The organism is Methylophilus medardicus (assembly GCF_006363955.1).
GTDB lineage: Bacteria > Pseudomonadota > Gammaproteobacteria > Burkholderiales > Methylophilaceae > Methylophilus > Methylophilus medardensis.
The window spans coordinates 1,050,448-1,074,320 of the sequence record NZ_CP040948.1; the positions used below are offsets into that span (position 1 = coordinate 1,050,448).

At 49.0% G+C, this 23,873-nt stretch carries 24 protein-coding genes; 11 read left to right on the top strand and 13 right to left on the bottom strand.

Annotation, left to right across the window (positions count from 1 at the left end):
- From FIT99_RS05210 to FIT99_RS05235, 6 genes are read right to left on the bottom strand one after another with little or no spacing between them, the layout of a single operon-like run.
- A complete protein-coding gene (locus tag FIT99_RS05210; RefSeq protein ID WP_140003320.1) occupies positions 1 to 1,032 on the bottom strand; it encodes a vWA domain-containing protein in 1,032 nt (343 codons plus the stop codon).
- A 56-nt stretch (positions 1,033 to 1,088) separates the two neighbouring features.
- Complete coding sequence (locus FIT99_RS05215) at positions 1,089 to 1,628, bottom strand: hypothetical protein (protein WP_140003321.1); 540 nt, start codon at positions 1,626 to 1,628, stop codon at positions 1,089 to 1,091.
- Complete coding sequence (locus tag FIT99_RS05220; RefSeq protein WP_140003322.1) at positions 1,613 to 2,599, bottom strand: vWA domain-containing protein; 987 nt, start codon at positions 2,597 to 2,599, stop codon at positions 1,613 to 1,615. The genes FIT99_RS05215 and FIT99_RS05220 overlap by 16 nt, the downstream gene beginning before the upstream one ends.
- Positions 2,599 to 3,579, bottom strand: a complete 981-nt coding sequence (locus FIT99_RS05225) for a hypothetical protein (RefSeq protein WP_140003323.1) — start codon at positions 3,577 to 3,579, stop codon at positions 2,599 to 2,601. The genes FIT99_RS05220 and FIT99_RS05225 overlap by 1 nt, the downstream gene beginning before the upstream one ends.
- A gap of 12 nt (positions 3,580 to 3,591) precedes the next feature.
- Positions 3,592 to 4,449, bottom strand: a complete 858-nt coding sequence (locus FIT99_RS05230) for a DUF58 domain-containing protein (RefSeq protein ID WP_140003324.1) — start codon at positions 4,447 to 4,449, stop codon at positions 3,592 to 3,594.
- 14 nt (positions 4,450 to 4,463) lie between these two features.
- Positions 4,464 to 5,480 (bottom strand): AAA family ATPase, encoded by a 1,017-nt coding sequence (locus FIT99_RS05235; protein ID WP_140003325.1) that lies wholly within the window; start codon positions 5,478 to 5,480, stop codon positions 4,464 to 4,466.
- A 265-nt stretch (positions 5,481 to 5,745) separates the two neighbouring features.
- On the opposite strand from FIT99_RS05235, the gene fabA reads away from it, so the two are divergent.
- Complete coding sequence (gene fabA / locus FIT99_RS05240) at positions 5,746 to 6,261, top strand: 3-hydroxyacyl-[acyl-carrier-protein] dehydratase FabA (protein ID WP_140003326.1); 516 nt, start codon at positions 5,746 to 5,748, stop codon at positions 6,259 to 6,261.
- A gap of 35 nt (positions 6,262 to 6,296) precedes the next feature.
- Positions 6,297 to 7,523 carry a beta-ketoacyl-ACP synthase I gene (gene fabB, locus FIT99_RS05245; protein WP_140003327.1) on the top strand — a complete coding sequence of 409 codons (1,227 nt, stop codon included), beginning with the start codon at positions 6,297 to 6,299 and terminating at the stop codon, positions 7,521 to 7,523.
- Positions 7,524 to 7,610: 87 nt separating this feature from the next.
- Here the strand turns inward: fabB and FIT99_RS05250 are convergent, their stop codons facing one another.
- Positions 7,611 to 8,105 carry a pilus assembly FimT family protein gene (locus FIT99_RS05250; RefSeq protein WP_140003328.1) on the bottom strand — a complete coding sequence of 165 codons (495 nt, stop codon included), beginning with the start codon at positions 8,103 to 8,105 and terminating at the stop codon, positions 7,611 to 7,613.
- 79 nt (positions 8,106 to 8,184) lie between these two features.
- On the opposite strand from FIT99_RS05250, the gene FIT99_RS05255 reads away from it, so the two are divergent.
- Entirely contained in the window at positions 8,185 to 8,730 is a 546-nt protein-coding gene (locus FIT99_RS05255; protein ID WP_223261292.1) for a DUF1439 domain-containing protein, read from the top strand.
- Here the strand turns inward: FIT99_RS05255 and FIT99_RS05260 are convergent.
- On the bottom strand, positions 8,717 to 9,106 hold the full coding sequence (locus FIT99_RS05260) for an Mth938-like domain-containing protein (protein ID WP_140003329.1): 390 nt from the start codon (positions 9,104 to 9,106) through the stop codon (positions 8,717 to 8,719). The two genes, FIT99_RS05255 and FIT99_RS05260, sit on opposite strands and share 14 nt — an antisense overlap.
- Before the next feature lie 205 nt (positions 9,107 to 9,311).
- On the opposite strand from FIT99_RS05260, the gene FIT99_RS05265 reads away from it, so the two are divergent.
- From FIT99_RS05265 to FIT99_RS05285, 5 genes are all read left to right on the top strand, one after another.
- Positions 9,312 to 10,538, top strand: coding sequence for a pyridoxal phosphate-dependent aminotransferase (locus FIT99_RS05265; protein WP_140003330.1), 1,227 nt, complete (start codon positions 9,312 to 9,314; stop codon positions 10,536 to 10,538).
- Between the two features lie 39 nt (positions 10,539 to 10,577).
- Positions 10,578 to 11,891 carry a homoserine dehydrogenase gene (locus FIT99_RS05270; protein ID WP_140003331.1) on the top strand — a complete coding sequence of 438 codons (1,314 nt, stop codon included), beginning with the start codon at positions 10,578 to 10,580 and terminating at the stop codon, positions 11,889 to 11,891.
- Positions 11,892 to 11,907: 16 nt separating this feature from the next.
- Entirely contained in the window at positions 11,908 to 13,341 is a 1,434-nt protein-coding gene (gene thrC / locus FIT99_RS05275) for a threonine synthase (RefSeq protein ID WP_140003332.1), read from the top strand.
- A 19-nt stretch (positions 13,342 to 13,360) separates the two neighbouring features.
- Positions 13,361 to 14,155, top strand: coding sequence for a thymidylate synthase (locus tag FIT99_RS05280; protein WP_140003333.1), 795 nt, complete (start codon positions 13,361 to 13,363; stop codon positions 14,153 to 14,155).
- A gap of 178 nt (positions 14,156 to 14,333) precedes the next feature.
- Complete coding sequence (locus tag FIT99_RS05285) at positions 14,334 to 14,861, top strand: PepSY domain-containing protein (RefSeq protein WP_140003334.1); 528 nt, start codon at positions 14,334 to 14,336, stop codon at positions 14,859 to 14,861.
- 321 nt (positions 14,862 to 15,182) lie between these two features.
- Here FIT99_RS05285 and FIT99_RS05290 read toward each other — a convergent pair whose 3' ends face one another.
- Positions 15,183 to 16,274, bottom strand: coding sequence for a GntR family transcriptional regulator (locus FIT99_RS05290; RefSeq protein WP_223261293.1), 1,092 nt, complete (start codon positions 16,272 to 16,274; stop codon positions 15,183 to 15,185).
- Positions 16,275 to 16,637: 363 nt separating this feature from the next.
- Here FIT99_RS05290 and FIT99_RS05295 point away from each other — a divergent pair, with 363 nt between their 5' ends.
- A complete protein-coding gene (locus tag FIT99_RS05295) occupies positions 16,638 to 18,509 on the top strand; it encodes a PQQ-dependent dehydrogenase, methanol/ethanol family (RefSeq protein WP_140003335.1) in 1,872 nt (623 codons plus the stop codon).
- Between the two features lie 103 nt (positions 18,510 to 18,612).
- On the opposite strand, the gene rsgA is transcribed toward FIT99_RS05295, so the two are convergent.
- The 3 genes from rsgA to FIT99_RS05310 are packed head-to-tail and all read right to left on the bottom strand — an operon-like array spanning position 18,613 to position 21,033.
- The gene (gene rsgA / locus FIT99_RS05300; protein ID WP_140003336.1) at positions 18,613 to 19,488 is read right to left on the bottom strand and encodes a ribosome small subunit-dependent GTPase A; all 876 of its coding nucleotides are present in this window, start codon (positions 19,486 to 19,488) and stop codon (positions 18,613 to 18,615) included.
- A gap of 1 nt (position 19,489) precedes the next feature.
- Positions 19,490 to 19,789, bottom strand: coding sequence for a cytochrome c (locus FIT99_RS05305; protein WP_140003337.1), 300 nt, complete (start codon positions 19,787 to 19,789; stop codon positions 19,490 to 19,492).
- Entirely contained in the window at positions 19,786 to 21,033 is a 1,248-nt protein-coding gene (locus FIT99_RS05310) for a M48 family metallopeptidase (protein WP_140003338.1), read from the bottom strand. The genes FIT99_RS05305 and FIT99_RS05310 overlap by 4 nt, the downstream gene beginning before the upstream one ends.
- Before the next feature lie 100 nt (positions 21,034 to 21,133).
- On the opposite strand from FIT99_RS05310, the gene orn reads away from it, so the two are divergent.
- Positions 21,134 to 21,718, top strand: coding sequence for an oligoribonuclease (orn, locus tag FIT99_RS05315; RefSeq protein ID WP_140003339.1), 585 nt, complete (start codon positions 21,134 to 21,136; stop codon positions 21,716 to 21,718).
- A gap of 142 nt (positions 21,719 to 21,860) precedes the next feature.
- On the opposite strand, the gene glgA is transcribed toward orn, so the two are convergent.
- A complete protein-coding gene (glgA, locus tag FIT99_RS05320; protein ID WP_140003340.1) occupies positions 21,861 to 23,312 on the bottom strand; it encodes a glycogen synthase GlgA in 1,452 nt (483 codons plus the stop codon).
- Positions 23,313 to 23,400: 88 nt separating this feature from the next.
- Between glgA and crcB the strand changes: the two genes are divergently transcribed.
- Positions 23,401 to 23,775, top strand: coding sequence for a fluoride efflux transporter CrcB (gene crcB / locus FIT99_RS05325; protein ID WP_140003341.1), 375 nt, complete (start codon positions 23,401 to 23,403; stop codon positions 23,773 to 23,775).
- Positions 23,776 to 23,873: the final 98 nt, after the last annotated feature.

Here is a 23,873-nt window from a genome sequence, read left to right on the forward strand (position 1 = left end):
CTACTGAAAGTGGTTGTCGTGTGCGACAGATTCGGCGCGTACTGAGAACCGGGCGCGGATTTCATTCCGGTAAATCTTCAAGTTTTGCCGAATTTGACGCCAAGGGTGACGGCTAGCATAGGTGCCAAGCACACACAGACCTGCCAGCGTAGCCAGCAGCCAATCTAGCGGTAATGGCGCGATGTCGCGGCGTGCTGGTTTTTGCGCTTTCATGGCTTTGAGCACATTGTAAGTACTGTCGCCTTTAATATAAGTCGCGCCAATTTCTTTGGTCAGGTCTTGCAAGTATTCGGTGGATAATTTGGAGATGTAGCGGTCCTGATCACCATAAGCGATATTGTCGTCGCGTACCCCTAATGTGCTTTCAGAAATTTGGGCAATGCCAGGTTGCATCGCAAAGCTCTCGTTTGACCAATAACCAATCACCTGATTGTCTGGGCTGAGTTTTGGAATGCCAACGCCTTCCTCCGTGCCGATACCGACAAACAGCCAGCCATCGCCACCTTGAAACTCCTCTAGGTTTTTGGTGTTGAACGCATGGAGTTTTGGTGCTTCTTCACCGTCGGTAAAATACAACACTTGCGCCGGCTCCGGCATGGCCCGCACCACTTTGGCAGTGACAAACAGGCTTTCGCGTACCCGACTGTTGCCAGACCAGGCCATACGCCAATCGAGGTGGGCGATGGTATCTTGAATGGCGGCAAAGTTACTACAAACCTCAATCGGCGCATACATGGCAGCGACAGAGTTGCCGGCAAACATACCGATGCTGACTTTGGTCCCGCAGGGCAGGGAGGCCACCACTTCATGCATCATATTTTGCATATAGGTCATGCGTGAGACTGTTTTGCCATTCAACACCATGTCTTCCGCGTTCATGCTCTGCGAAATATCCGCCACCAAAAAATAAGCATAAATATTGTGCTTAAACGGAATACTGGGACGTAGAATCGCGCCGAGCAGCAACAAAAGGGCCAGTGCGAGCAGGGCCGAGTCACGGTGCTTGATAAAGTGTCTTAACCAGATCTTCATGGGGGGGCCAGTCAGTTAATGTTCAGTCAAATAAATTATGAATTACGCACCGCTTGTTATGGCAATCCGTTAGGGATATTGCCCATGATCAAGCCCGGATTGTCAGACTCACCGACGCCGGGGGTTGGTTTTTCAGGCAATAGGCCTAAAACACGATCGAAATTGCGCCGCGTGCCCCAGTGGCTATTGTCTGCTTTGAGGGCCGTTTTGTAAGAGGTCGCCGCTTGTGATAACAAGTACTCAAGTTCATCACGGGTGCTATTGTCGTTGCCACCGGTCAGCTGAATTGCGCGCAAAAAGAACATATTGCCGACATTGTGCAAAATGGCTGCACGTTGGCTGGCATTCGCTTGCTCAATCAATTTGGTGAATAACAGCGTCGATTCCTTATAACGCTCGTTTTTACCCAACCAATAGGCCACCGCATATTTGGCTTCAAAACTTTGTTGATCCGTTTGCGGGCTTTTAGCCGCAGCAATCGCTGCATTAAAGTCTTCTACCTGTTTGATGCGTTGCCAGCTGTAAGCCATGGTGCCAACTGAGGCGGTGGCTACAAGCAACAGTCCGATGACCAGTTTATTTACGCTGAGCGCCATGTGTGAATCTCCAGATATTTAACAGCCAGCAGGATGCCAATCATGACGAATGCAATCCAGTAACACACATTGGTGTAATCATGGCCAGGGATTTTTTCCAGGTATTGAATTGGTTTTTTTTCTTTGCTGTTGATATCAGCAATCGCGGCTTCTAGGGATTTCGGGTCTGCCGCTTCGTATGCGCTAAACGGGCTGCGCATGGTTTGAAAAAACTGATAGAGCAGCACTTCGCTGGGCATGGGCCCGGCGTAGCTACTTTCTGCGTATTTAGGATCAAAAATAGTCACGCCACCTGGCTGGCGTAACACAATCCAATATAGCCCGATGTTGTAGCGTTGCAACCAGTCGCGCAGTTTTTGTTGCACCATATCACTGACCCGGCCGGCGCCATCTGAAATCAAAATGATCACACGCGAGCCAGAATCAGGCATGTCTTTAAATAACTCGACCGCACTGGTTAAGCCGCCGCCAATATTGGTTTGAAACAATGAGTTGCCTGCAGTGGCTTGAATCGCTGACAGCATCGCTTCTTTGTTTTCGGTTAACGGCAAAACATACATGGCTGAGTTACTAAAGGTAATCAGGCCCATCATGTCGTTATTACGGCTTTGCACAAACTTGGTCATGATGCGGGCCGCTGCGACAGATTTGGTTTCACCCACATTGCCGTCTTTATCGCCAGCAAATGGGTCATCCATACTGGCACTGCGATCCAATACCAAGCCAATCTGCGCGCCGATGCCGGTGCGTTGAATCTGCTGTTCAAGGCTGTGCGGACCTGCCAAGCCTAAAATCACAAACACAATGCTGGTGACCGCTAATACCTTAAGCAGAAAACCTGTGATGCTCGACAACGGGTCTGGCGGGAGCAAGCCGATCCAAGAATAGTGCTTGCTGTGGGCACGCTCTAATAATAACGGTAGCAGTGCAAGCGGGAGCGCCCACAACAGCCAAGGGTGTGTAAATGCCATTATGCTTTTACCTCAGGCCGTAAACCACGCTCACAATCACGCATGTGGCGGCAGAATTGTTTCAGCCACTGTTTGTTTGGCATGCCAAGATCAAGTGGCACTTGGGCGTCAAAAAACACCTGACGCGACAAAGCAAAAAAGCGTTCGATCTCTGGTTTGGCGACATTGAAAGCCGGTTTTTCTAGCAAAAACCGTTCGACCCCATTGCCAAACACACTATGGCCGGCGACTTGATGCAAGGCTTGGTGAACGATAGAGATGGATTGTTGCAATCCTTGGGTATCGTCTGGCAGTTTATTGATTTTGCGGTAGGCTTTTGCAAATGCGCCGCCCATATGTGGCAGCCAACTACGCGCACCCAATACATATAGCAGCGCTAGCAGACTTGCAGCTAACACCCCAGCCGCTATTTTTAACGCTAAGCGTTCATTGTCTGCGTGTAATTTGAGCGGTGCGACAAATGGGCTCATTTCGTTTTTCAGGTTCACTTCACCATAGACTGACAGTGGCGAGGTTCTGAAATTAAAAGACGGCATGCGGTATTGTTTGATTTCAGGACGCCCCGGTTGCCGCAGCTTGACGATTTCGCCTCTCAGGATCGCGGGCTTTGCGACACGACCGCTTTTAAATACTTGATACTCAAGATGAATCGTATACACGGATTGCGCGCTGCTACGATCTTCCTGCACATCAATCGCTGTGAGTTCAATGCCGGATACCTGACCGCGGTAACGGTGTTCATAACCAACAATTGGCAGGGATTCTTTGATCAGCTCATACGGTTGTTTCACCGTGAGGATCATGGTGCGTTTCAATTTGTCACCCACCACAAAGCCGGCATCGCGGCTAGGATTTATCTCTTTGACACTGACAAATTTGCTGTCTACTGAAGGTAAAACAACATCGGCTGAACTACACAGTGCGGTCGACATAAGCGTCGAGGCAAGGAGGACTGACAGTAAATGGTTGCGCGCTTTCATCGATCGCTTTCCTTAAGCAGGCACATATTGGTGAAAGTAGTCGGTCAGCAAATCTGCATCGAAACTGTCTTCCACAAAAAATGGCTGCATATCAAATCTCATAAAAATATCTTCAATTGCCTGACGTCTGGCCGTAAAGGCATCCAGAATACGTTGGCGATAAGAGGCGCGTAAGAACAGGGTACGGCGCTCGCCGGTTTCCGGGTCATTAATACTGGTGATGCCGAATTCTGGTAGCTGTTTGTACTCGGTGCTGTTCCACAAAATCACTGGCACGATATGGTGGCGCAGCATGAGTAATAATGCCTCTTCGAGTTGCGGCAATGGCATATGGAAATCTGAAACCAGAAAAATCAAAGAACGCTCACGGGGCAACAGGCGCACGCTTTCAAGCAGTGCCGCGGTACCGACTTCATTGGGCAAATGGTTCTCTAATCGATCAGCCAGTTCAAACATGGTATGCGGACGCAAAGACAGCGTACTTAGCCATTGATCATGCAGATCATCATCAAAGCCAATAAATCCAACCGGATCGGTGTTTCGACTGGCAGATTGGGCGACTGCGCGCGTGATGTGGGCCGCAGTGACCAGCTTGGTGTGCGGTGTGCCATATTGCATCGAGCCAGACATGTCACACATCACAAACACTGGGGTCGCACTTTTTTGGTTGAATATCCTGACATAGACCTGTTCCATCGGATCGCGGATGGTTTGGCGAATATCAATACGGCGCGGGTCAGGATATGAGAGTAAGGTCGTGTGACCACGAAACTCCATACCCATTCCGCGCTGATTACTTTTATGCCGACCAGGGCGACGCGAACGGGAACGCCAGCCGATGTGGTAGCTGAATTCCTTAATGATTTCCATAGCGGTATGAATGCTTAAGGTGCTGCAACGGCATTAATAATGCCCGTGAGTAATTCGCGCGCAATTTCTGTACGGCGCATCTCATACACTGGGCTAAATACTAAGCGGTGCGCGATGGTTTCATGGAACACCGCATGAATATCTTCCGGAATCACAGCTTGGCGATCATTGAGCCAAGCGTTCACACGCGCTGCACGCAACAACATACCCATGCCGCGTGGGCTGGCGCCGCTAAGCACCAAGCGCTTCATGTCAACATTCGACACTTTCACCCCATAAGCGACTGGATCTTTTGTCGCCAACCACAAATCTAGCGCGTATTTACGCAGTGCAGGGCTGGCCTGAATATTTTCTTGAATCACTTTGGCAAAGCTGTTCAATTGATCAAACTGCAAAATGTCTGCCGGCACATTCGAAATCAATTGGTCCACATCATGAAACCGCGTATCAAAAATCAGCGATTCCATGATGTCGTGTGCAGGTGGCACCAAGATAGGAATCTCCATCATGAAGCGGTCTCGCGCGGCCGAAGGAATATCAAATGTCTCTTCACGCTCCACTTGGTTACGGTCAGCAAACACCAGCATGTGTGGGAAGTGGTGCTCTTTGTTGAATGCCGTCAGCGTACGCTCTGCCATCACGCGCAGCATCAGTGAGTGCACTTGTGGCCGGGCGCGGTTAATTTCGTTGAAAAAGAAAATAGATAAATCTTGGCCTGACATCAGCAAGGGACCCGGGCTGACATGGGGTTTGCCATCTTCGCCGAGGTAAGTGTGGTACACCAGGTCGTTCGGCATCAAATCAATCGTGCCTTCAATCCGCTGGTAGCCGCCACCAATGCCACGGGTGAACGCGCGTAACAAAGTGGTTTTACCTACCCCCACATCCCCTTCAAGCAGCACGTGGCCGCGAGCGAACACGGCAGTGGTGATCAGACGTACTGGATTCTCCTGACCGACGACGACTTTGTTAACTTCCGATTCCAGTGAGAGCGCATGTGTACGCCAATCGTTAAGCTGTAAATCTTGCATGCCTGATTTCCTGATGAGGTTGATTGTGAGATAAACTGAATTGTAACTAATTTGTAATTGATCACATCTAGAACAAGCCGAATTATCCTTCAAAGCTTGTTGGGATGGTCATTGCCAAGTTGTAAAATTCAGTAACAATTTAACGAATACTACCTACATTTTTCTTAAAAGTATACAGGTCGGTATAGTTATTGGATGACAAAAAGCTTTCACTAAACGCAATTTCCGGCGAAAATATTGTTTTATACTAAAAATCTAAAAGTACATGACTAGAAAAAGTAGTTTCAGCAAAGAGGATTTGTTGGCCTGTGGCCGGGGAGAGATGTTCGGCGAAGGCAACGCGCAATTGCCACTGCCACCGATGCTGATGTTTGACCGGATCGTCAAAATTTCTGATGACGGCGGCAAATACGGTCAGGGCGAAATTATTGCCGAACTCGATATCCGGCCGGATTTATGGTTTTTTGAATGCCACTTTACTGGGGATCCAGTCATGCCAGGTTGCTTGGGATTAGATGCCATGTGGCAACTGGTTGGTTTCTTTTTAGGCTGGAAAGGTGGACCAGGTCGTGGGCGTGCGCTTGGATCAGGCGAGGTGAAATTTACCGGCCAAGTATTGCCGACTGCAAAACTGGTGCGTTATCACATCGATTTGAAACGGGTGATCATGCGTAAACTGGTGATGGGTATTGCAGATGCTCGTATGGAAGTGGATGGTCGCGAGATTTATTCTGCCAGTGATTTACGTGTCGGGCTGTTTACCAGCACGGACAATTTCTAAAAATTCTGACAGTGTCGAAGTTAATGGGAGGCGCAATGCGTCGCGTAGTGATTACAGGATTTGGTATCGTATCGAGTCTTGGTAATAACAAACAGGAAGTATTGGAAAGCCTGCAAGCAGGGCGCTCTGGTATTACATATCAACCCGAATATGCCGAGCGTGGTTTGCGTTCGCATGTTGCAGGCTCGATCAAAAATCTGGATGTTGATGCCCTGATCGATCGCAAGTTGTTGCGGTTTATGGCCAAAGGGCATGCTTATGCATGGCTGGCCATGCAAGAAGCCATTGCGGATGCAAACTTGCCTGAAGCGATGGTCTCAAATGTGCGCACCGGTCTGATTGTGGGCGCCGGCGGCACCTCCACAGAAAGTATGCTTGAAGGCACCAACACCTTAGCCGAAAAAGGCATTCGGCGCGTGGGCCCATACATGGTCACCAAAACCATGAGCAGCGGTATCGCGGCCTGTCTGGCCACGGGGGCTAAAATCAAGGGTGTCAATTACGGCATCAGCTCTGCTTGCTCAACCAGTGCACATTGCATTGGGGCGGGTGTTGAGCAAATCCAACTTGGCAAGCAAGATATAGTGTTTGCCGGCGGTGGTGAAGAAGAACACTGGACCATGAGTTATCTGTTTGATGCCATGGGCGCGCTCTCTAGCAAATATAACGAAACGCCTGAAAAAGCCTCACGCACTTACGATGCTGATCGTGATGGTTTTGTTATTTCTGGCGGTGGCGGTATTGTGGTGCTGGAGGAATATGAGCACGCCAAAGCTCGGGGCGCAAAAATCTATGCCGAGGTCATCGGTTATGGGGCGACCTCTGATGGCTATGATATGGTTGCGCCAAGCGGTGAGGGTGCGGTGCGCTGTATGCAGCAGGCCCTGCAAGGCATTGATGTAGATGAGGTGGATTACATCAATACCCACGGCACCAGCACGCCGGTCGGCGATACCAAAGAGTTAGAGGCGATTCGTGCAGTGTTTGGCAGTCAAAGCCGAACGGCGATTGCCTCTACAAAGTCTTTGTCTGGTCACGCTTTGGGTGCGGCAGGGGTTAATGAGGCCATTTATACTTTGCTGATGATGCAACATGGGTTTATTGCGGCTTCTGCGAATATCGAAACGCTGGATCCTGCGGCAGAGGGCTTGAATATTGTGCGCAGCCCAATCGCTTCCGCCAAGATTCAAACTGCCTTATCAAACAGCTTCGGCTTTGGCGGCACCAATGCTACGTTGACCTTATCGACCAAAAATCTGTAATCAAATTGAGTAGTTTGTTGCTTGCGGCGTGCGTTGGAAAACGCGCGCCGTTTGTTTTAACGCGTTTGTGTTTAAAGCCCCAGCGCGTTAACAGCCAGTGTGGTCAGTGGTCACGGTGAGTCCGGCGTTTGGGCCAGTTGCTGCAATCACGTATTCAAGCTTGCAATGACTGCTATCCTTGGCGACATCAAAATAATAAACCGCGCGGTTGCTATCCGATAATGCGGCTTGAATAGTGAGCTTTCCAGGGTCCAACAGTTGCTGCAGGGTGCCCGCGCCGTCTGCATTGCCAAGCCAACCGACCGGATAACCATGATTAAAATAAATGGTATGTCCTTCAATGGAGGTAGATGGCGCGGGCAGTTGATCGCTGCACTGCGCGTCCGCCATGCAAACGCCTCTGGCCATGGTGGCGGTCGCTAACACGGAGGCCTTGAATGACTGTAAGGTTGCCTGTCGGGCCAATGCATCGATATGTGCCATGCGTGCGTAGGCGGTGACCGCCAGCGCTGATAAAATCAACAGGACGACGATCAGTTCAATGAGTGTAAAACCAGTTGGGATGCGTGATATTTTTTTCATTGCACACGATCTTATCGTACACTTTGCTGGTGGAAGTCAATTTTTGTCAAATGTTGCATCTGTTAAATAAGGCTTACAAATGTGTCTGTTAAAAAGCGCTTTCAGGGTGGTTTTGCTATCTTTGTTATTGACGCACTGCGTCAGTATGGGCGAGCGGACAGTGCGCATGAATACCGCGCAGATACAGCAAAAACTCAACCATAAACTGGCCAAACCGTTCACCGTACTCAAAGTATTTCATATTCAATTATCGAATGCATTGGTGTCTATGGACCCCGTCTCGGGCAGGATACATACCTTGATGGATGCGCATGTGCAAAGCGATTTGCTCGCGGATGCGGCGACCGGCAAAATCAGCTTGTCTGGGTTGGTTAAATTTGACCAGACCCGTCATGCGGTGGTTTTGGATCAGCCTACAGTAGATCAACTTCAACTTGATGGTGCGCAAGCGGAGTGGCAGGGATTGGTGCAACAGTTGGCGCAGCGGTTAGGGTCGAAATGGCTAGACCAGTTAGTGCTCTATGAAGTGAAACCCGAAGACTTAAGCTATGCAGGCAGACAGTTTCAGCCCACTGCCTTGCAGGTGACTGCAGAGGGCTTACAAGTGACGCTTAAGCCGCAATAAGGTGTTTTTCTAGCAGTAACGCGGCGACCACGCGGCGACCTTCGGCCGTCAGGATGTTGAAGGTGCGGCAGGCTGCAGCAGTGGTCATGCACTCTACGGCGATCTGCGCAGTGGCAAAGGCTTGAACATGTTTGGGGTGAATAAAACGCTGTTTGTCACCGCTGCCCAGCAACACCACTTCAGGATTGAATTCTAAAATGGCTGCCATTTTGTTGGCATCCAAGGTGTCCCACGGGCCAAAAAACCAGTCGGTGCTCAGCGCTTGCTCGCTGACAATCACTGGTTGTGCATAGCGTTGACGATTAATGATGACAGCATCGCTATCAAAGCCGTTGATTTGATACTGTTGGTCGCTGGTATGTAAGTGTAATTTCATTGTTTAAAGCCATCGCGTGAGTGGTGATATCTAGCCAATTAAAGCATCACAAGGCGCACGCCATGCGTGCTTTATCGTCTTGCAGCCGTGCGCATTCTAAGCCAAGCAAACGCCTAAGTTTCATTGATGTAGCAAGGGTTTGCAGGTAGAATGAAAGTTTTACTTTAAGAGCTTAACACACGTCAGAAGTGTTTGTTAACCAGCGATGAAGCCAGTCAATAAATCCAATAAACTCAGTAATGTTTGTTACGACATCCGCGGGCCCGTGCTGCAACGCGCCCGGCAGATGGAAGAAGACGGTCAGCGTATTATCAAGCTGAACATCGGCAACCCGATGCCGTTCGGTTTTAATGCCCCAGAAGAAATTGTGCAGGACGTCATCCACAATATGGATCATGCCTCCGGCTACACCGATTCCAAGGGTTTGTTTGCCGCACGCAAAGCCATCATGCACTACACCCAGCAAAAAAATATTCCTGGGGTGACGATTGATGACATCATTATTGGCAATGGGGTATCTGAGCTGATTGTGATGGCGATGCAAGGCCTGCTCAATAATGGCGACCAAGTGCTGGTGCCTATGCCCGATTATCCATTGTGGACCGCGGCGGTTAATCTCGCTGGCGGCACCGCTCGACATTATGTCTGTGACGAGCAAACTGGGTGGTTGCCTGATCTTGAGGATATCGAAAATAAAATCACGGCCAATACCAAAGGTATCGTGATTATTAACCCAAACAATCCAACCGGTGCGTTATATCCAAAAGAAACGTTAGAAGGCATCATCGAGATTGCCCGTCACCACGGCTTGGTGATCTTTGCCGATGAAATCTACGACAAGGTGCTGTATGACGGTAACACGCATACCTCGATTGCTTCACTGGCAGATGATGTGCTGTTTGTGACTTTTAATGGCTTGTCTAAAAACTACCGCGCCTGTGGTTATCGTTCGGGCTGGATGATCATCTCGGGTGATAAAAAAGATGCCAAAGATTATATCGAAGGCCTCAATATGCTGGCGTCTATGCGTTTGTGTGCCAATGTGCCTGGTCAATTGGCGATTCAGACTGCCCTCGGCGGTTACCAAAGCATTAATGATCTGGTGGCGCCGAGTGGGCGCTTGTGTAAACAGCGCGATCTGGCCTATGACATGCTGACTGCCATGCCAGGAGTGAGCTGTGTCAAACCCGCCGCCGCCATGTATTTGTTTCCTAAATTAGATCCTGACATGTATCCGATTGCGGATGATCAGCAATTTATTCTAGATTTGTTGCTGGAAGAGAAAGTGCTACTGGTGCAGGGGACAGGCTTTAACTGGAAATCACCTGATCATTTCAGAGTGGTGTTCTTGCCCAATGTCGATGACTTGACCGAGGCCATGACCCGCATTGGGCGCTATCTGGAAAGCTATCGCAAGAAACATTCAAAATAAGGTAAGCGTGCGCGCAAGCCATCAATGGTGAGTATGAGTATGAAAGAATTAAAAGTAGGTTTGTTGGGTGTTGGCACAGTAGGCGGCGGTACATATGCCGTGCTTACGCGCAACCAGACGGAGATTGCCCGTCGCATTGCCGGCAACATTCGTATTGTGCAGGTGGCTGATCGTAATCTTGCCTTGGCTGAACAAGTCACAGGCGGGCAGGTTGCTTTGACAGAAGATGCCTTTGCCGTGGTTAACAACCCTGAGATCGACGTGGTTGTGGAGTTGATTGGTGGTTATACCGTTGCCAAAGAACTGGTGTTGACCGCTATTGCCAATGGTAAACATGTCGTCACCGCGAATAAAGCCCTGCTGGCTGTGCACGGTAACGAAATTTTTAAGGCCGCAGCTGACAAAGGCGTGATTGTCGCTTTTGAGGCTGCCGTGGCCGGTGGCATCCCAATCATTAAAGCGCTGCGTGAAGGGCTGAGCGCCAACAAAATCGAATGGGTGGCCGGCATCATCAATGGCACAACTAACTTTATCCTGACTGAAATGCGTGACAAAGGGTTAGCGTTTGTGGATGTGTTGAAAGAGGCGCAACGGCTGGGCTATGCCGAGGCTGACCCCACTTTTGACGTTGAGGGTATTGATGCTGCACATAAACTCACATTAATGGCAAGCATTGCGTTTGGCATGCCCGTGCAGTTTGAGCAAGCTTACACCGAGGGTATTACCAAACTCACGACTAAAGATATTCAATATGCCGAAGAGCTTGGCTACCGCGTTAAATTACTGGGGATCAGCAAAAAAACCAGTGAAGGCGTCGAGTTGCGTGTGCATCCGACCCTGATCCCGGAAAAGCGTTTGGTCGCCAACGTGGATGGCGCCATGAATGCCGTGGTGGTGAAAGGCGATGCAGTGGGCCCGACGTTGTATTATGGTGCTGGTGCGGGTGCTGAACCTACTGCCAGTGCGGTGGTTGCAGACTTAGTCGATATTGCACGCTTACAAGGCACCAAGCCTGAGCAGCGCGTGGCGTATTTAGGTTACCAACTTGATCAACAACAGACCTTGCCGATCTTGCCAATCGCAGAGGTGCACTCTGCTTACTATCTGCGTTTGCGTGCGACAGACAAACCAGGCGTGATGGCTGCGATTACCAAGATTCTCGCCGATATGCAAATCTCGATTGATGCCATGCTGCAGAAAGAGCCCGCAGAGGGCGAATCTGAGGCTGACATCGTCATTTTGACGCATACCACGCAAGAAAAAACCATGGATGCTGCGATCAAGCACATTGAGTTACTGCCCGCGATTGCTGGTCAAGTGACCAAAATCCGCATGGAAACACTGTCTCGCTAACTTACGGTTGAAAGCAATGAAATATATTAGTACCCGCGGGCAGTCGCCTGCTTTGACGTTTAGTGAAATTCTGCTGGGGGGGCTTGCGCCTGACGGCGGTTTATACCTGCCAGAGCAGTATCCCCAATTCAGTGATGCTGATTTGCATGCGATGCGGCGCATGAACTATCGGCAATTGGCTTTTGCGGTGTTGTCGCGTTTGGTGGATGACAGTGATATTCCGCACACAGACCTGCAGGCGATTATCGACAAGACTTACAGCGCAGAAGTTTATCAATATGTGCGAGCCGGTCAAAGCGCTGAAGATATTACGCCGACGCTGAAGCTTGAGGAGGATCTCTATCTGCTCAGCTTATCCAATGGTCCCACGTTGGCGTTTAAAGACATGGCCATGCAATTATTGGGTAACCTGTTTGAATATGTGCTGAGAAAAACCGGCCAAACGACCAATATTTTAGGCGCCACCTCAGGCGATACTGGTTCGGCTGCGGAATATGCGATGCGTGGTAAACAAGGTGTGCGCGTATTTATGTTATCGCCATATCAAAAAATGAGTCGCTTCCAGACTGCCCAAATGTTCAGTTTGCAAGACGATAATATTTTTAATATTGCGGTAAAAGGGGTATTTGACGATGCGCAAGACATGGTCAAAGCCGTTTCCAACGATCATGCCTTCAAGGCGCAATACAAAATTGGGGCAGTGAACTCCATTAACTGGGGGCGAATTGCCGCACAAATTGTGTATTACTTTAAGGGCTATTTGGCCGTCACCACTGACAATCGCCAGAAAGTCAGCTTTACCGTGCCTAGTGGCAATTTCGGTAATGTATGCGCGGGTCATATCGCCCGCATGATGGGGTTGCCGATTGACCGCCTGATCGTCGCGACCAATGAAAACGATGTGTTGGATGAGTTTTTTAACACCGGCCTCTATGCCCCGCGTGGTTCAGCCAACACTTACCATACCTCTAGCCCATCTATGGACATCAGCAAAGCCTCTAACTTCGAGCGCTTTGTCTACGATCTAGTGGGTCGCGATGGTGGCAGAGTGCGTTCGTTGTGGACCGCGGTAGACCACGGCGGAAAATTTGACCTCAAAGCCAGCGGTGACTTCGATAAAGTTACCGATTTTGGCTTTGTCTCTGGCCACAGTAACCATGCTAACCGCATGCAAATGATCCGTGCCGCCAAAGCGCAATATGGGGTCACTATAGACACGCATACGGCCGATGGCCTAAAAGTGGCGCTAGAACACCGGCAGCCCGGCGTGCCGATGTTGGTACTAGAAACCGCATTGCCTGCCAAGTTTGAAGACGCCATCATCGAAGCCTTGGGCGAAGCGCCCGAGCGTCCAGCCAGCCTAGCTGGCCTCGAGGACTTGCCGCAAACATCGACAGTGATGGATGTGGATGTCGATGCGATTAAAGCGTTTATTGTCGCCAACACCTAACCGCAACGGGAGGCCTTTAATGCAGCAGTATCATGATTTACTTAACCACTTGCTGGCGCATGGACATGTCAAAACGGATCGCACCGGCACCGGCACCACTTCTGTGTTCGGCTACCAGATGCGCTTTAATCTGGCTGAGGGTTTTCCGTTATTGACCACGAAAAAAGTGCATCTCAAATCGATTATTCATGAGTTGTTGTGGTTTTTACAAGGCAGCACCAATATTGCTTATCTCAAAGAGCATGGGGTAAAAATTTGGGATGAGTGGGCGGATGATCAAGGCAATCTCGGTCCGGTCTATGGCTACCAATGGCGCAACTGGCCCAAGCCTGATGGCACGCACATAGACCAGATTGCGCAGGTGATCCAGCAGATTAAACAGACCCCAGACTCACGGCGGCTGATTGTATCTGCTTGGAACGTGGCGGACGTTGAGCGCATGAAGTTGCCGCCTTGCCATGCCTTCTTTCAGTTTTATGTGGCGGACGGTAAGTTAAGTTGCCAGTTATATCAGCGTAGCGCAGATATTTTTCTAGGGGTGCCGTTCAATATAGCCTCTTATGCGCTGTTGACTATGATGGTGGCGCAAGTCTGCCATTTGCAACTTGGCGATTTCGTGCACACCCTCGGTGATGCCCACATTTATAGCAATCATATGGATCAGGTGCGCGAGCAATTAACGCGCAGTCCGCGTGGGTTGCCCATCATGCGCATTAATCCCGCGGTGGAGGATATTTTTGCGTTCAAGTTTGAAGATTTTACCCTTGAAAATTACGACCCTTACCCTGCGATCAAAGCGCCTGTGGCGGTGTAGTCCAGTCGTATTGCACGGTGCATGAATGGTTGCTTTTAACCATTTTGTTAACAAGGTGTAATATTTTCAAAAGCTTAGCGGCTTTTTGATATCCTTTCCGCGTTGTGAATTCTCGAAACAATCGTCCCTAGCGCTTGTTTCGTGTTCTTCATTCATGACTTTAAACAAGGAGATCATTATGCAAACGAAAGCGTCACTATTAATAGCCGCACTGTGCGGCGTATTATCCGGTCAGGCATTCGCTGACCACGAAACCATCAAGCCAAAAGCCTATGACAGCCTAGGTAAGTGCGTAAAAGCAGCATTGTCCAAGCACGATGGCAAAATTGTTAAACTGGAAGCCAAATCCGAGCGTAAACAAGTAGTTTACGAGTTTGACGTGCAGACCAACGACGGTAAAGCCTGGGACATCGAGTGCAGCGCGAAAACTGGCAAAGTCACTGAGGTAGAAGAAGAAGTGACTGCGACGGACGAGCGCTTCAAAGCCTTAGCCAAAGTATCAGAAGAAGAAGCGAAAGCGACTGCCTTGGCTGCACACCCAGGTAAAGTGGTTGAAGTTGAATACGAATTAGAACCTGACGGTAAAGCCTCTTACGAATTCGACATCCTCGAAGCGGATAACGAAGAAGTTAAAGTCGAAGTGGATGCATCGACTGGCAAAATCGTAGAAACCAGCTATGAAATTTACCAAATCGGCCAAGAGTAATTGATCACTCGGTAGGTTGCCAGTAAATAAAAGGCACCGCGTTTGCGGTGCCTTTTTTGCATGAGATCATTATGCAAGTGAGGGAGTGTCTACCCCGATACCAGCGGATATGCAGTCTGCTGGTATCGGTCCTAGTGATAGCTCACTCCCACTGACTAATGAGCATGAAGTGTGCCATGCGCATGAAAAAAATTAACACAATGATTCAAAACATTATTTTTCATGTAAATAGGATTTTTTCCTGTATTTTTGGTGGTTAAAAACAGCCAGATTGGCTGTGGGTTGGATGTGATGAACCGCCCAATCGGGCTAAAAAGTCGTTCATGCGGGCTGTAAGAAACGATGAATGCTGGTCAGCAGTTTTTTGTATTCGCCGCGCTTGATCAATTCACTTTGTGCCAGCATATTGAGCAAAGAAGATTGCTGTTGCTGTACATTCAACTCATGTTTAAACGTGTTTGAAAAGCCTAGATTACTGGCCAGATAGCACACATTAAACATGTCGCAACACTCCCCATACAGACTGCCTAGCAAGATGCTTTGGGCGTGTCTACTGGCGAGTGGCTGGCTGGGCTGCACAAAGGGTAGGTGCGTGCGCTGATCTTCAATCAGTAATAGGTGATAATCTGCCAGTTTTTGTGCCACGAGTGTCTGCATAGACGCCATTGTTTGTGGCTCAAACAAGCAAGCGGTGTCACACCATAAGGCCGAGACTGGATAATTGATGCAGTATTTTTCCACTTGCTCGATAAACTCGTGCGCATTCCCTGCTGCAATGGCGGGCAATCGCAATACCTTGACGCCTTGTCTCAGGAGCTGTTTTTCGAGCGTCAAGCTCGTGGTATGGGCCAATAGCAGGTAGCCGTCGTTCAAATTCAGCGAGTGTATTAATGCGCTTTGTAAAGCTTGCCAGGTGCCGCAGCTAATGTGTTCGGGGGAGACCAGATAGCGCCTTTCGTGCGCCAATAAGTTGGCCAACATGTGCTTGAGATTAAATAGTCCGGTGACATCGTAGTCTTGCGGGCGCAGTTTGTGCATGTGCAAAGCCACCCTGCGGATATGGTGTGCGCAGGTTTTCTGGATTAACTGATCAATGCTCGCTGCCGTGGTGTCTTGTTCGGGCTGGCTAGGGGTGGCGGCGGGTATTTCAGCGCGTGGCGATTCTGCCACAAAGGTGCCGCGTTTGGGCTGGGTGACTATAAGGCCTTGTGCAGACAGTTCTTCATAGACGCGAGAAACCGTTTTTCGGTTGATGCTCAGTCGTTGTGCGATTTCACGGGAGCTAGGGAGTGGGCTACCGCCCAACCAGGTGCCCCCTTCAATCATGGCACGAAAATGCGCGATGAGTTGATGGTGTATTGAATGCGGCGATGCTTTGTCCAATACGAGGGAGTAATGCCAGGGTCTTAGCACAGTCAGTGTTTACCTTCATAATCAAGTAAAAAAGTGTCACCGCCATGGCGGAACACACGATTACCTGAAGGGCACACTAGGACATGGCCTTCGATGGTCAAATGATACAAAAAAAAAGCAGTTTTATAAAGTTTTGAGAAAAATTCCTGATCTGGCCCATGAATAAAACCCAAAACTGGCTGGCTGTTTCGGGGGGCTATTTATATTACAGTTACAAGCGCTTAATAAAGTGACATTCTTCCTTGATAGGAAAATGACCGCTCTGGAAATCCTAGTGCCAGTGGCAAACTTAAGCACAGCGCAATTTTTTAAATTGCAATTTGTGATAGATCCTTTTGGGATTTTTCTTCCGGAGATATAACGATGATGAAAATTAAAACTGCTTTTGGTATTGCAGCCAGCGTAGCGCTTGCCTTACCAGCCATGGCCTATGCGGCTGCGGATCAAGAAAATGCAATGAAAGATGCAAACAACTGGGCGCATCCACGCGGCCAGCATAACAACCAAGCTTACAGCGCCTTGGCACAAGTGAACAAAGGCAATGTGAAAAATCTGAAAATGGCGTGGACATTTGCGACCGGTGTAAACCGTGGTCACGAAGGCTCGCCAGTGGTGGTCGGCAACATGATGTACATCGTGACCGCTTTCCCAAATAACGTGTATGCCTTGGATTTGAACGATAACCAGAAAATTGTTTGGTCTTATTTTCCAAAACAAGATCCTAGCGTACAAGCGGTATTGTGCTGTGATAACGTCACGCGTGGCTTGGGTTATGGCGATGGCCGTATTTACCTGCAACAAAACGATGGTTTATTAGTGGCTTTGGACGCCAAAGACGGTAAAAAAGTCTGGGAAGTCAAAAACACGGATCCAAAAGTGGGTGCCACCAATACTAACGCGCCACATGTAATCAAAGACAAAGTACTGACAGGTTGCTCAGGGGCTGAATTCGGCGTGCGTTGCTTTATCGCTGCTTACAACCTGAAAGATGGCTCACTGGCATGGAAAGCGTATTCTACAGGCCCTGATGCTGAGACATTGCACGACGCCAATACCAACAAAGACAATCCACTGTATAACGCGCTGTCTGTGTATTCAGACGTGAATGGTGGTAACAAAGAAGGCGGTTCTTTCAAACGCCTGACAGCCGAACAAATCAAAGGCGGCGAAAAAGAATTGGGTACCCGCACTTGGTTAAAACCACAAGCGGTTAAAGATGGCTGGCAACATGGTGGTGGCTCTGTTTGGGGCTGGTGGCCATATGATGCCCGTACCAATCTGGTGTACTACGGTGCTGGTAACCCTTCGGTTTGGAACCCAGATGTTCGCCCAGGCGATAACAAATGGTCGATGACTGTGACTGCACGTGATTTGGATACTGGTGTTGCTAAATGGGCAATGCAGATGACACCACACGACGAGTGGGATTACGATGGTGTAAACGAAGTGATTCTGTTCGACAAAGGCGGTAAAACCTATGCGTGGCACCATGACCGTAACGGCTTCGCTTACACATGGAACGCCAGCACCGGCTCATTGATTGCCGCTGAAAAAGTGCACCCATTTGTCAACTGGGCTAACAACGTTGATTTGAAAACAGGTGTGCCAGATAAATTAGCCGCAGCTTCTACGCACCAAGACTACAACGCCAAAGGCATTTGTCCAGCAGCGTTAGGCACTAAAGACCAACAGCCAGCAGCTTACTCACCAAAAACTGGCTTGATGTACTCACCACTGAACCACGTATGTATGACTTACGAGCCAGTAGAGTCTAAATATGTGGCTGGTCAACCATGGGTAGGTGCAACCCTCACCATGTTTGCCGGTCCAGATGGCGTGATGGGTGGCTTTGCTGCCTATGACCCAATGACCAACAAAAAAGTCTGGTACAACAAAGAGAAGTTTTCTGCTTGGAGTGGTGCGTTGACTACGGCCTCTGATCTGGTGTTTTACGGCACGCTGGATCGTTGGTTCAAAGCGGTAGACGCCAAGTCTGGTAAAGAGTTGTGGAAGTTCCAAGTGGGCTCTGGTGCTATTGGTAACGCGTTTACCTACGGTAACAAAGGCAAGCAATACATTGGTATCTTGTCAGGTATCGGTGGTTGGGCCGGTGTAGCGATGAACCTCGGCATGACCAGTGACACCGATGCGCTGGGTGCAGCGGGTGGTTACAAAGAGCTGACCAAGTATAATGCGGCGCCTGGTGGCGGTGCATTAAACGTGTTCGCGTTGTAATATTGTTAGCACCTCACACGTCTACGTACGTGTAAACAAAAACACCCTGCTTCGGCAGGGTGTTTTTTTGTCTGAGGCGCACACAAGCAATAGAAAACGGGCGTTAGTGATAGATTTGTACGGTGTTTTCAGCACGGATTTGTTGAAAAATTTGTAGGCGCTCTGGTGCAATCGTGCCTGTTGCCAACCCCTGCAAAATGACGCACTCCGGCTCATGCGTGTGCGTGCAATTGTTAAATTTGCAGTGACCAATCAAAGGCCTAAACTCGACAAAGGCATATTCGAGGTCGGCCTCATTGATGTGATACAAACCAAATTCTTGCAGCCCTGGTGAGTCAATAATCGCGCTTTGACTATCCAGATGGTACAAGTGGGTGGCGGTGGTGGTGTGTTTGCCGCTATCTAAGGTGGCGCTGATTTCTTGGGTTTTACTGCGGGCTTCTGGTAGCAGACTATTGATGATGGTGGATTTGCCCATACCGGACTGTCCGACCAGCACGCTCGTGTGTCCTGTCAACAAGGGTTTAAGGCTTTCAACTGAGTCTTTGGCGTTGAGTTGTATGGTCAGATAGCCGAGTGCTGCATACTGATGCAGCTTTTGCATGGCTTGCGGATTAGGTAAGTCACATTTGTTTAGAATAATCACCGCACGAATGCCAGCTGCTTCGGCGGCAACCAAACAGCGATTCAGCAAATCTTCATAAAAGCTAGGTTGCGTCGCTAACACAATTAGTATTTGTGTGACATTGGCCGCGAGAATTTTGCTTTTGAAGGCATTGCTGCGGTAGAGCAGGGTTTGACGAGGTGCCGTTTTCTCTATGACACCCTCATGATTGGCGGTGAGCGTGACGCTGACGCGATCACCCGCGGCATTATCCACCTTTTTACCGCGCGTGACGCAACTGAGTACGCGGCCGTCCAGCAATTCAACGTTATAGCGCTTGCCGTAGGCAGCGACAATGAGACCTTCAAGTGGCATGCTAGAAATGGTAATAGGTATGATTAAGGTACTGTACCACTTGCTGCTCTTCATCATCAAACCATTTTAGGTTGAGCATGGTGTTACAGCTGGTGACTTGTGCTTTAAGACCGCTCAAGGAGCGCACTTTGCGGTAATCGCGGGTATAGATGCCACTGCCATCACCGCCGTAACTGCTGGCATGACAATGAATGCAATTAGACTCGAGTAGTTTTTTGCCTGCTTGCAAGGCTTGATCTGCGGCATTGGCTTGCAGGCCTGCAACCGCAAATACCACACTGATCAAGCCACTGAGTTTCATGCGTAAGTTTCTAACTTGGCAATGCGTAAGCTAGCGGGTGGATGCGAGTCATAAAACGCGGAATGCAGCGGATCAGGCGTAAGTGTCGACGCATTATCGCGATACAACTTGACTAAAGCATCAATTAAAAATGCTGGTCTGGATTGCTGTGCTGCATAGTGGTCTGCTTCGAACTCATTGGTACGTGAGTACGCAGCCAATACTGGGCGCAAAATAAACATAAACACAGGTGAAACCAGCACAAACAGCAGTAAAGCCATGTGGTTGCTGGCCTGTGCGACCCCTAACCCCGTGAAAAACCACTCTTGTTTGATTAAGTAGCCGAGTAACGCCAAACCAACCAAGCTCAGACCAAACATCATGGCAATCCGTTTGATCACATGTTGATGTTTGAAGTGGCCAAGCTCATGTGCCAAAACGGCCTCAATTTCGTCTGCATTCAATTTTTCGAGCAAGGTATCAAAAAATACCACACGTTTATTTTTGCCAAAGCCCGTGAAATAAGCATTCCCATGGCCTGAGCGGGTAGAGCCATCCATGACAAACAAACCTTGACTGGCAAAGCCGCATTTTTGCATCAGCGCTTCAATGCGGGCTTTAAGTGTTTGATCTTGCATCGGCGTGAATTTGTTAAATAAAGGGGCAATCCATACGGGATAAACCGCCAGCATAAACAGGTTAAATGCACTCCAAATCAACCACAAATAAAGCCACCAAGCTTCCCCAGCGCTTTGCATCAACCACAATGCCGCGAACAGAATCGGGCCGCCCAGCAATACACCGACCACGCTGTGTTTGATCATGTCACTAAAAAACATGGCAGGCGACATTTTGTTGAAACCAAACTCTTCGTCTACTTTGAATGTCTGGATGTAGTCGAAGGGCAGGGTAGCCAAGCCTGAGATCAACATGGCAGAACAAATGACCAACGCACCGCGAATAATTTCATGCGCTGGCAACCATTGCTGCCAGACTTGGTCTAGGGTCTGTAAGATGCCGCCAAGGGTGAGTGCCAGCAACACCAACGACTCAATGATGGTTTCGTTTAAGCGTAGTTTCACTTTAGCGCTTGTGTAGTCTGCGGCACGCTGATGGGCCTCAAGGCTGATGGTTTGCTGGAAAGCTACAGGCACTTGTTGGCGATGTTGTTGTATGTGCCGTATGTGCCGCAGCCCCAGCCAGACGCGGACAGCGAGACTAACGACAATGACAGCGACAAAAATTTGAGTAAAGATGGCGGACATAAGCATGAGCATTTACGAATAAGATCAGAGTGTTATTTTGATGGATTTATATCCACCTTGTTCACTGAACTGAATATAATGTTCCATTTTAATGGAAATCATGACGAGAGGCACACAATTGGCAACTAATCAGGACAATTTAATCTGGCTGGATATGGAGATGAGTGGTTTGTTACCGGATACAGACCGCATACTCGAGCTAGCGGCTGTCGTTACCGATGCGCAATTGAACGTGATTGCGGAATCGCCGGTATTGGTTGTGCATCAGTCGGATGCCGTGTTGGATGGCATGGATGCGTGGAATAAAGGCACGCATGGTCGTAGTGGTTTAATTGACAAAGTCAAAGCCTCAACGCTGAATGAAGAGGCCGCGACCGATGCTATGCTGGCGTTTTTGCAAGCGCATGTGCCTGCTGGTAAGTCACCCATGTGTGGCAACTCTATCTGTCAGGACAGACGTTTTATGGCGCGTTATATGCCGCGTCTGGAGCAGTTTTTTCATTACCGTAACTTGGATGTCAGTGTATTTAAAGAGTTGTCACGTCGCTGGCGGCCAGATATCTATGCAGGCTTTAAGAAAGCCAGCCGTCATGAAGCCTTAGCAGATATTTATGAGTCGATTGACGAGTTGAAATACTATCGAGAACACTTTTTGAACTTGACGCCACCTACTCAGTCCGAATAGTGCGTTTTAAAAAGTAAAAAAAAGACGCCTAATATGGCGTCTTGAGGGAGGAGAAGTTAGCTTTGGAGAAGCTTAATTAGATATAAGCATCTTCTGTGCCAGCTCCCTCTTTTTTTAACCTAAAATTCTTAAGTGTTTGTTTTTAAACAGACATCACATTTTTGTATAGCGACAAATAGTGTTTTGCACTGGTTTGCCAGCTCACATCTTGTTGCATGGCTTGTGTTTGCAACTGTTTCCACTGACGAGAATTGGCATAAATCTGTATGGCTTGCTGTAAGGTGACCAAAAGTGTCGATGGATGATTGTCTGCCATTACTAAGCCGGTCATCGTTTTTGGCAGTTTACCGTCTGCACCCATGGTGCCGCCATGCACCGAGTCTGCCAGACCGCCTGTGTTTGCAACCACGGGAATCGTACCGTAGCGCAAACCATACATCTGATTTAAACCGCATGGCTCAAACCGCGACGGCATGACAAAAATGTCCGCCCCCGCCATGATGCGATGCGATAGTGGTTCGTTATAGCCAATGGTGACCGCGACTTGCCCTGGGTATTGTTGCATCAAGGTTAGATACTGTTGTTCCATCGCGGGCTCACCGCTGCCCAGCACCACCAGCTGGCAGCCTGCAGTGAGCAGTGGATCAACGATCTCAATCAGCATGTCCAGACCTTTCTGGTGCGTGAGCCGACTGACTACACCAAGAAGTGGGGCGTCGCCGATAGGCTGCAATCCGAGCTCGACCTGCAAGGCCTGCTTGACTAGCGTTTTATTGCTGAGTTGCTTCACTTGAAAGTGGGCCGATAAAAAAGGATCCGTAGCGGGATCCCACACCTGTGTATCAATTCCATTCAAAATGCCGACCAAATCTTGCGCTCTGTGCTGCAATAAACCCTGAAAGCCGAAACCGAATTGCTCGGTTTGAATTTCTTGCGCATACGTAGGGCTGACCGTTGCAAGGGCATCTGCGTAGTACAAACCGGCTTTCATAAACGAAAGATGACCATAAAACTCATAACCCGCAGGTTGAAAGTCCTGCTCGCTTAAGGTCAGACGCATGCGCCAATCCGCATGAAAGTTGCCTTGAAATGCCAAATTATGAATGCTGAATACCGATTTTGCAGCGCTTGAAAACTGCCGCAAATAATAGGGCGTCAACCCCGTTTGCCAATCGTTGCAGTGCACCAAGTCAGGTTGCCATGATTGCAAGGTGTTGGGTACCGACAGCATGGCCGCGACTTTAGAAAGCACGCCAAAGCGTAAGGGGTTGTCTTGCCATTCACCCTGCTGCGGATGATGGTAAGGACCACCTTCGCGATCGTACAACGCCGGGTAATCAATCAAAAGAAGCGGGAGTTGGGTGCCGGGGAGGGTAGTTTGATAAATGTCGCAACGAATGTCGTGGAATACTTGTAATGAGCCTAACAACCTTGGCGCATGACATTGCGCCATGATGCCTCGGTAGGCCGGCAACAATATCTGAATATCAAGCCCGACGCTAGTGAGTGCTGCGGGTAAGGCGCCACTAACATCTGCCAAGCCTCCGGTTTTGATTAATGGGAAAATTTCTGAGGTAACAAATAATAAACGCAAGGGAATCTCTTTAAATCAACGGGAGGTTGGCACAAGGCTTTTTAAACTTATGATACATTGCCTGCTATTGTTTTAGAAGGACATTCAAATGAAATCTTGGCTCATGGTTGGTTTGGGTTCAGCATTAGGTGCTTGGGCACGCTGGGGGTTATCCACTTGGTTAAACCCGATTGGGATGATTCCCTTAGGCACGCTGATGGCAAACGCGGTGGGTGGATTTTTAATGGGCATCGCTTTGGCCTTGTTTCAGACCATGCCACAACTTTCCCATGAGTGGCGCTTGTTTATCGCGATGGGTTTTTTGGGCGGTTTAACCACTTTTTCTACTTTTTCGGCACAAGCATTTGTGTTGTTACAAAAGCAAGCTTATGTATGGGCCGGCGTGCATATTTTTACCCATGTCGTGGTGTCCATTTTACTTACCATCATTGGCTATTGGTGTGTGATCCGTTGGCAAGCTTAATATACAGAAAATGAAGCATGTGCAATTAATAAAACAGGTGCACACAAAAAAAGAGGACCCGCAAAAAAAGAGGACCCTTAGGTCCTCTTTTATTTTGT